The following is a 7,879-nucleotide window of genomic DNA, read 5'->3' as shown; positions in this document are numbered from 1 at the left end:
AGAACACATGAAAGTCTGGGTAACCTGCCTCCGGCAGCTTACCGAGAAAAATTAGAAAACTCTAATTCAGCACTGTCTCATTAATGGGGAAGTGGACAATTCTTCTGACCCTCGATGGTCTTCTAGCACTTTTGGAAGTAGACACCAATAATGTGAAATACATCACTACCGGTGGCCATATGATCGCACATGATGGTGTGTTTAATGCAAACGGTGATGGCGTAATTTATGGTGTTAAAGAACAAGGCATCTGGAAAATAAAAGAATACCAATTAGATAATCAAAAAACGGTAGATTTATTTTCAGATTTTAGAGCAGCTAGACAAGTTAAAGATAAAGTATTTCTTTTAAATGAAAATTATGAACTAAGTGTTTTTGATCATAACAGTAAAACAATTAAAGCATTGCCCTACTCACTACCATCGGCAGAAAATACGAATTGGTATGCCGATAACCGGTATATTTACTTTAGCGACTTTGATGGACGAGATGCACATTTTAATGTTCTAGACCATAATGGCGAACGTATTAGCGAAAAAACCTTCAATGCGTCTTCTATTAGCGCATCTTTCGATATTGACGAAAGACGAAACAAAGCAATCCTCAAAAGCTGGCCGTACTCAGAAGCTGAAATTCTATTGGTTGACGCAGCTGCGCTCTCCTCTGTTAATCCAAAACATTAAGTTAAAACGCTTTTTAATGGTGACATTGCATATCGAACTGTAAAACATTCTGTAACCATGATGTCAAAGCGATGAAACCTGCTCACCGACTCCACTTTTATTCTCTTTAAAAAGCGTTTTTTCTGTTAATTCCCCTAATTATTTTTGGCTCGCCAATTTTCTCACCCGCTGAAATAACAAAAAATAAAGCATAATATTCAATCGCTTACAAATGTAACCAAACTGTAACCATCAAAAAACAGCTTGGTTACACATAAGGTTTTATAAAAATCATGAAACAGTATTGTCACGGTTATTCCATAAACAGCCATTGTTGACCAGTATGAACTCGAACCAAACAAAACAACTCTACTGAGGAATACAACATGACTACTTCACGCATTAACGTAAAAACAGTTTTCACAGCAGCACTACTTACTCTTTCACTTGTTAGCACAGTTAACGCGAAAGAAAGCACAACATATGAAGTGAGCGTTACCGACCAAGATGGTACTACAACGTCTGACCCAGCAACTATTTGCATCATGGTTCCTAAGCTATGTAGAAGAGACTAATTTTTCACGAACTAGGATGTGGGTGATTAAAATGAAAAAAATTAAATTTCTGATAGATGAAATTAAAAAAGTAAAAACCAAGCCCCAACTCATTAGTTTTTTCAAAGGAATAACCTCTTTGGATGCCTATTGTTGGGCGGGAATAATAATTCAAGAAAATGAAACAGCCACCTGTGTAAATAAGAAAATAATTGGTGATTTACCATGTGATAAATTAGAAAAAATACTCTCTAATTTTCCCAATAAATTTTCTTATAGAAAGTTAACTGAAATTGAATTTATTTTTAGAGAAGAGATAGAAAATTCAATTTTGGTTGACGATGACTTATCAGGAATTTTGCTTTTACCTTTTCACGGTGCTGGTAATGATTTTGGATATTTCGTTTTAGGAATATCCAAACGCGGGAGCAATCCAGTAACGCGAATTTCTGAAAAACTCGGCTGGTTTTGGTCCATTATCGTTCCCTACTTATACGCGGCCTATGACTGTGCATGGAAAGAGGACCAAGTACACATTACCAAGCGAGAACTCGAATGCATTCGGTGGGCATCAGAAGGTAAGACGTCTTGGGAAATAAGCCAAATTCTCAATATTTCTGAGCGCACCGCTAATTTTCATATTTCGAATTACATTCAGAAAACGGGGAGCACTAACAGACAACAGGCCATTGCGAAGTGCCTGTTGAAGGGACATTTAGTGCTATAGCCCTTGATTCACTACACAACAGAAGGTGATTGAAAATGGACAAAAATAAAGCGCTTAAGGAAATGGGAATCTCAATGAAAGAATTGCGAATTCTAGAGCGCTATTGCAGCGACGATGTGGATGCGTCAAATGATGAATTTGCATCGTGCAACGATAGCTATGACTACTCTGAAAGTCCTTTCGCAGAGGGCGACTTCTCAATTTCAACCTGCGATTATTAAATAGGACGATGATGATGAGTGAGCTAAAGAAGACAGCGATGCAGATTCAATCTTCAGCGCGAGATTGGAAATATTTTCTGCTCATTCTATGCGTATTACTCAGCAGTGTTGTATTGCTTGAAGCGACAAGAAAGACACGAGCGCTTACCGCTGCTTTAACGGCACCAACAGTAACCGAAGTATATTCACCTGACGATGCAGTAATTGTAAATATCAGTGCTGAAAACGGGCAAACTGTAGATGCAAACGAGATCCTAATGACCTTATCAAGAGAGAACACGCAGCAAAAGCATGTCGTCACGTCTCCTATTTCAGGGACTTTCTCTTTTAAGAAATCTGCCGGTGATAATATTCGAAAAGGTGAGATTGTAGGGGTGGTTATACCGAACATCGACTCGAACCAACTTTACTTTAAAGTGCTCAATGGTGATGTAAGCCAACTGAGCACAGGAGATAAACTCGAAATAGTGATTGAGAAAGAAACATATCCAGGCAGCTTAGCTATGATCATCGGTGACGTAGATAAAACGTCCTATCCTAAGCTTTTAATACAAACAACAGCTGCACTTTCACTAAACAACAAGTCAGCTCAAAAAAAATACACCATAAAAAAGCAAACTTAAAACTCATAAAATCAAATAGATAGAAAAAAACATGTAACCAGATCTGATCCCCCCTGTCAGATCTGTCAGTTATGTCATTCGAATATTTCCGAATAATAGCAACTGTTCCTGCAGACAAGCAGAACAGAAAATTGCTAATGACCAAGGAGATATTCGATGAAAAATGTACCTTCGCTAAATCAACCAGTCTCACTGTATGGCGCCCACTGCCAGGCTGATACCACGCTAAGTATTCCAATCGGTGTCTTTATTGGTCTTGGACTCATTATCCGATGAGCATTTATTTCAGAGCTAATCGCTATCGCACAAACATTTTAGATACAAAACACTATATTAAACAGCTAATTAGATTAACGTTTTTTGTATTGCTGTTGTTAGTCGTTAGCTTTTTAAAAAGAAAAATATAAGCGAAATTTTAGGACGCGTAACGTTGGGCATTCAGGTGACAACAAAGGTGCTTACTTACGCCTAAATCCAGAATTGATTGTAAAGAAAACAACTATAAATCATTTAGATAGGAAAGAATTATGAAAAATTTACCTTCACTTTGCCAACCAGTATCACTGTACGGTTCTCACAAAGAACATGAAACGGTAGTTATTGGCGTAGGGATACCAATTGGCATTGTTATAGGCATTTACCTTCGATAACCAAAACGCAACACCAACAACACTAAGGAGAAACACATGAAATCTATCCCAACACTAAATCAACCGGTTTCGGTTTACGGCTCACAGGCTGAACATGAAACTGCGGTGGCTATTACGGTCGGTATCGCTATTGGTATCGCGGTTGGTATCTACCTTCGCTAAGTAAAAACAACATTTTAATCAACAGAGGAAATACACATGAAAACTATCCCAGCGCTTAATCAACCAGTATCTGTTTACGGTTCACAAGCTGAACATGAAACAGCAGTCGCAATAACGGTAGGTATTGCTATTGGTATCGCGGTTGGTATCTACCTTCGCTAATTAACACTCACTTTTATTAAACAACAAAAAAAGGAAAAACTTATGAAAGCTATCCCAGCACTAAATCAACCAGTATCTGTTTACGGCTCACAAGCAGAACATGAGACTGCAGTGGCTATAACTGTAGGTATCGCTATCGGTATTGCGGTTGGTATCTACCTTCGCTAAACCTTAGCGTTATAGTATTAGCCTAAAAACCTCGTAAAAATATGGCTGTACGCTGAAGTATCGAGAATTGCACCAACACTTGGGGACCATCCAAGAGTAGCGATAGCTTGGTATAAATCTGGATATTTCAGCGCTTTCTTTGTTTGATCATTGGTATTTACTGTAGGTAATTATGCCAAACCTACCCTATTTATATACTGTTAGATGTGACAGTTACATAAAATAGCCATGTCCTCATAATGAATTTACCCATTGGGTCAGTTTATATATTACGAGGATATAAAATGAGCACCGAAAAATCCGTCCACGACATTAGTGAACTTCAATTAAATGTTCACCAAACCTATAAGCAGCATCCCTTACTTAACGCCTTGATGGCGAAGCTAGATAATATCGAGCACTTTTCGTTCTTCGACTTTAGTAATGACTTTGAAGCACTTGTCGCTTCAGACTTTCTTGACTTTGTTATTGCCAAAGAGATCGGTGCTTTTAATTGCGAGGAGTACTATCAACTTCCGCTCTATCACGGAAATGACAGAGTAAAAGGTTGGTCTATTTTAAATACGCCGTATTTCAGACTTACCACCTTCTCATTTAACCAGGCCGGTATTTCAGTACACCGAGAAAACAAAGTAAAAGAACAGTTTTCATTAAAAATAACCCCACACAATACTTTGCTTTATTTTGCCAAAGCGAAGGGAACCATTCTTGATATTTATGAAATAGCATCTGAGTTAGATAGTCAAAATGCCAGTCAAACTATCAAGCTTAAATCAACTATCACATTGAACGATGGGGATGTCATTAAGCTAAAAGCAGGAATGAATGCTATTCATTTCCGTGAAGTGAACGATGACATGGTTTATCACGAAGTATCTGATTCAAAAAGCCCTATTAAAGTCATTGGTGAATACAACCTTGCATCGCTCCAGCTCGTGGGCGTAAGTGCAGCAAATATCGCCTCTTCACGCGCAGAAATGTTTGCAGAAATGGTCGCCAACCTCAATCACAAAGCCTCAATCCCTGTTCTCGAAAAACTGGGAACGCATACAGACCACTTCGTTCGCTGGAGCGCGGCGATGAACCTTTACACGTTAGATCAAAACGCGGGTGTTCAACTTATTCACAAGCTCACATCAGACCCTCACCCAGATGTACAAGCAACGGCCAAGCGCTGCTGTGAAATGTTTGCCGAACAACATTAATAAGGATTACCACCATGGCGATTGAATTAAGACCACAAAATACAAACGTTATTTCCCTTGAAGAATTCATAGAGTACGCAGAAGAACACGTTGATATGCGTGATGAGCAATCACTTAAAGATGCTGCCCCTATGATGAAAGCACTGGGTAATAACCGTGACTTCCTTGCCGACAAGATTAATGAAGAATTAGTAAAGCTGGCTAATTTCCAGGAAGACAATCATTACGGTGCACAAGTTTTGATGCTCGGCCGCTGTAAAAAATTCTTTATGAGAGCGTGCTTTTGGCCAAGTGCCCAAGACAAGTCTTACAAAGAAAGTGGACCAGAGTCATTTTTCTATTACCTTCCGCACGACCATAACTTTAACTTCTTGTCAGTAGGTTATTACGGCCCTGGCTATAAAAGTGAATATTATGAATACGATCATGACAAAGTCATTGGCATGCCGGGTGAAAAAGTTGATCTGAGATACATTCGTACCTCTCAATTAGAGCAAGGCAAAGTCATGCTTTATCGAGGAAAGAAAGACATTCATTATCAAATTCCGCCTGAATCTTTCTCGATTAGCATCAACTTAATGGAAGATAGCCTAGATCTTCCGCGAATTAATCAGTATCGCTTTGACCTTGAGAATAAGCGCATTCACAGCCTAATTAATCGAAACAGTGGCCCTGTACTTGCCGATATCGCTGCAAAAGTGGGTAACGACAACACCCGTCAGTTGCTGAGTGATTTAGGACAGCGTACTACCTGTCTACGCACTAAGTCCGCCATCGTTAAGTCACTTGCGACACGTCTGCCACAGTCACAAAAAATTGATTTTATCGAAAGTCATCTGACCGGCAAGAACGACTATTTTAACGCTCAATTACGCCATCAGATTAGTGAGCTTCAAGTTAGGGAGACATCACTATGTTAATCGCTAAACAATTAGGTAAACGCTTCAAGGCGAACCGCAAGCACGAACAATGGGGGGTAAAGAACCTCAACTTAGTGGCAAACCCTGGTGACGTCATTGCTTTACTGGGCAGAAATGGGGCTGGAAAATCTACGCTTATGCGATTGTTGGCAGGTATCTACCAACCAAGCGAAGGCAGCGTTGAAATAAGCGGCAATCCCAATGGCCAAGTTCAACTACTTACACCAGCTGACAACCTTTACCAAAAGTTAACCGTGTTAGAAACGCTTCATTACTTTTGCGACTTGTACGAAATAGCGCGTAGCAGTATCGAAAGCACCATTGATGATGTAACTCGACGATTCAATCTTGCATCGTTTTTGGACAAAAAAGTCGGCGACCTTTCAACGGGCATGAAACAACGGGTGAGCTTAGCGAAAGCGTTTCTTGTTGACCCTCAAGTGATCATGCTAGACGAGCCTACTGCGGGATTAGACATTGAATCGAGCTACAAGCTTATAGAGATCATTCAAAACCTAAGTGGGCTTGGCAAGATCATCATAGTGTCGACTCACAACATGTCTGAAGTACAACAAATCGCAAATCGCGTGTTGATGCTAGAGCAAGGTCGTCTTATCTACGACAGACCAATGAGCGATTTCGAGGCAAGTGGAGACAGTCTTGAAGCGTCATACATGAAAACACTGGAGGCTGCATAATGTTTAACTCTGCCATAGTACGTTCAGTATACGCGAAAGAGTTTCGCGAATTTTTGCAGGACACGCGCACACTTATCATTGTGTTCCTGATACCCCTTTTGTTTGTACCAGCGGTGACACTGATTACCTACAGCACAAGTATGGGGGTTGAAAATAAACCCAGCGCTATTGCCGTACTTCACAACGATTGCAGCGAACTTCCCAATGATATTGCAGGGCAAGTGCAATGCTTTGGACCTGAGGCCAGAACTACCATTCAAGACAACCTACGCGATGGTCATCTAGACGCGATGCTAGATATGAGCTCGGGCACGTTATTACTTGCCAATGCAGCGTTGACCGCTGAACCATTGCAGCAAAAAATGGAACAGTTCTATTTACGCAGCACTTACGCGCCTACGCCGCCATTGCAAATTGAAGATCTGCAAAGCGACACCAGTGTTGTCAATATCATTGGTACTAGCCTAGCTAATATTATTGTCATGCTCATCATCGTGTTTAGCTTTGTTGGTGCACTGAATTTCGGTATGGACATCACTGTAGGCGAAAAAGAGCGCGGTTCATTTCGTTTGTACAGCGAGTTTAAAGATAAAATCCAGTCAATATTTGCAGGTAAGTTAGTATTCACTTCTTTCTGTGCAGCATTGACCGCAGCGCTAGGTATAGTGGGGATCTTACTATCGAGTGTTGCTGTTGATACCGTTTACGGCAGCGCAGCGAGTACAAGTGCAAGCGATATCGACAAGATGTCAGCTTTCTTCCAATACCTCGATATGCTCAATACTGCCGATATCATCGTCGTATTTTGTTACCTCATTCCAAGTATTTTTCTCATTTCGGCATTAACCAATCTACTGGGTTGCATCGCCAAAAACATGAAAGAAGCTAAGTTACTTGGTGTCTTGCTCATGATGGCACTAATGGCGCTTTCAAAAATTCACCTTGGCGATGACATGTTTTTCTTTACGGCATTTATCCCTGTTTTAAATGTGTTTAGCGGCGTCAATATGGCACTCGCATTGGAAGTCGACTACGCGCACCTACTGGTAGCCACGCTAGTGAACATCGCTATTTGTATGAACACCTTGTTCGATATCAAGAAACTTATCCTTAAAGAAATCGTTTAG

13 protein-coding genes are annotated in these 7,879 nt (G+C 40.3%); all 13 read left to right on the top strand.

What is annotated here, in order from left to right; translation table 11 throughout:
• The first annotated feature begins 83 nt into the window (after window positions 1-83).
• Window positions 84-683 carry a hypothetical protein gene (locus tag LHL20_RS05640; RefSeq protein ID WP_226432581.1) on the top strand — a complete coding sequence of 200 codons (600 nt, stop codon included), beginning with the start codon at window positions 84-86 and terminating at the stop codon, window positions 681-683.
• 365 nt (window positions 684-1,048) lie between these two features.
• Entirely contained in the window at window positions 1,049-1,237 is a 189-nt protein-coding gene (locus tag LHL20_RS05635) for a hypothetical protein (protein ID WP_202263208.1), read from the top strand.
• Window positions 1,238-1,268: 31 nt separating this feature from the next.
• On the top strand, window positions 1,269-1,943 hold the full coding sequence (locus tag LHL20_RS05630) for a helix-turn-helix transcriptional regulator (RefSeq protein ID WP_226432580.1): 675 nt from the start codon (window positions 1,269-1,271) through the stop codon (window positions 1,941-1,943).
• A 35-nt stretch (window positions 1,944-1,978) separates the two neighbouring features.
• Complete coding sequence (locus LHL20_RS05625; RefSeq protein WP_226432579.1) at window positions 1,979-2,164, top strand: hypothetical protein; 186 nt, start codon at window positions 1,979-1,981, stop codon at window positions 2,162-2,164.
• A gap of 38 nt (window positions 2,165-2,202) precedes the next feature.
• A complete protein-coding gene (locus LHL20_RS05620; protein WP_226432578.1) occupies window positions 2,203-2,787 on the top strand; it encodes a hypothetical protein in 585 nt (194 codons plus the stop codon).
• A gap of 527 nt (window positions 2,788-3,314) precedes the next feature.
• Window positions 3,315-3,437, top strand: a complete 123-nt coding sequence (locus tag LHL20_RS21050; protein ID WP_264180795.1) for a hypothetical protein — start codon at window positions 3,315-3,317, stop codon at window positions 3,435-3,437.
• 36 nt (window positions 3,438-3,473) lie between these two features.
• Window positions 3,474-3,599 (top strand): hypothetical protein, encoded by a 126-nt coding sequence (locus LHL20_RS21045; RefSeq protein WP_264180794.1) that lies wholly within the window; start codon window positions 3,474-3,476, stop codon window positions 3,597-3,599.
• Window positions 3,600-3,635: 36 nt separating this feature from the next.
• A complete protein-coding gene (locus LHL20_RS21040) occupies window positions 3,636-3,761 on the top strand; it encodes a hypothetical protein (protein WP_264180793.1) in 126 nt (41 codons plus the stop codon).
• A gap of 42 nt (window positions 3,762-3,803) precedes the next feature.
• Window positions 3,804-3,929 carry a hypothetical protein gene (locus LHL20_RS21035; protein WP_264180792.1) on the top strand — a complete coding sequence of 42 codons (126 nt, stop codon included), beginning with the start codon at window positions 3,804-3,806 and terminating at the stop codon, window positions 3,927-3,929.
• Between the two features lie 284 nt (window positions 3,930-4,213).
• The gene (locus LHL20_RS05615) at window positions 4,214-5,134 is read left to right on the top strand and encodes a HEAT repeat domain-containing protein (protein WP_226432577.1); all 921 of its coding nucleotides are present in this window, start codon (window positions 4,214-4,216) and stop codon (window positions 5,132-5,134) included.
• A 14-nt stretch (window positions 5,135-5,148) separates the two neighbouring features.
• Window positions 5,149-6,054: a transposase gene (locus LHL20_RS05610; RefSeq protein ID WP_159627222.1), complete on the top strand. Its 906-nt coding sequence runs from the start codon at window positions 5,149-5,151 to the stop codon at window positions 6,052-6,054.
• Window positions 6,048-6,752: an ABC transporter ATP-binding protein gene (locus LHL20_RS05605; RefSeq protein WP_226432576.1), complete on the top strand. Its 705-nt coding sequence runs from the start codon at window positions 6,048-6,050 to the stop codon at window positions 6,750-6,752. The genes LHL20_RS05610 and LHL20_RS05605 overlap by 7 nt, the downstream gene beginning before the upstream one ends.
• The gene (locus tag LHL20_RS05600; RefSeq protein ID WP_226432575.1) at window positions 6,752-7,879 is read left to right on the top strand and encodes an ABC transporter permease; all 1,128 of its coding nucleotides are present in this window, start codon (window positions 6,752-6,754) and stop codon (window positions 7,877-7,879) included. The genes LHL20_RS05605 and LHL20_RS05600 overlap by 1 nt, the downstream gene beginning before the upstream one ends.

The sequence above is a fragment of the Alteromonas sp. McT4-15 genome, from assembly GCF_020515205.1.
Classification (GTDB): domain Bacteria; phylum Pseudomonadota; class Gammaproteobacteria; order Enterobacterales; family Alteromonadaceae; genus Alteromonas.
The sequence above is the reverse complement of the archived record's forward strand: the minus strand, read 5'-3'. Positions and strand labels throughout refer to the sequence as shown.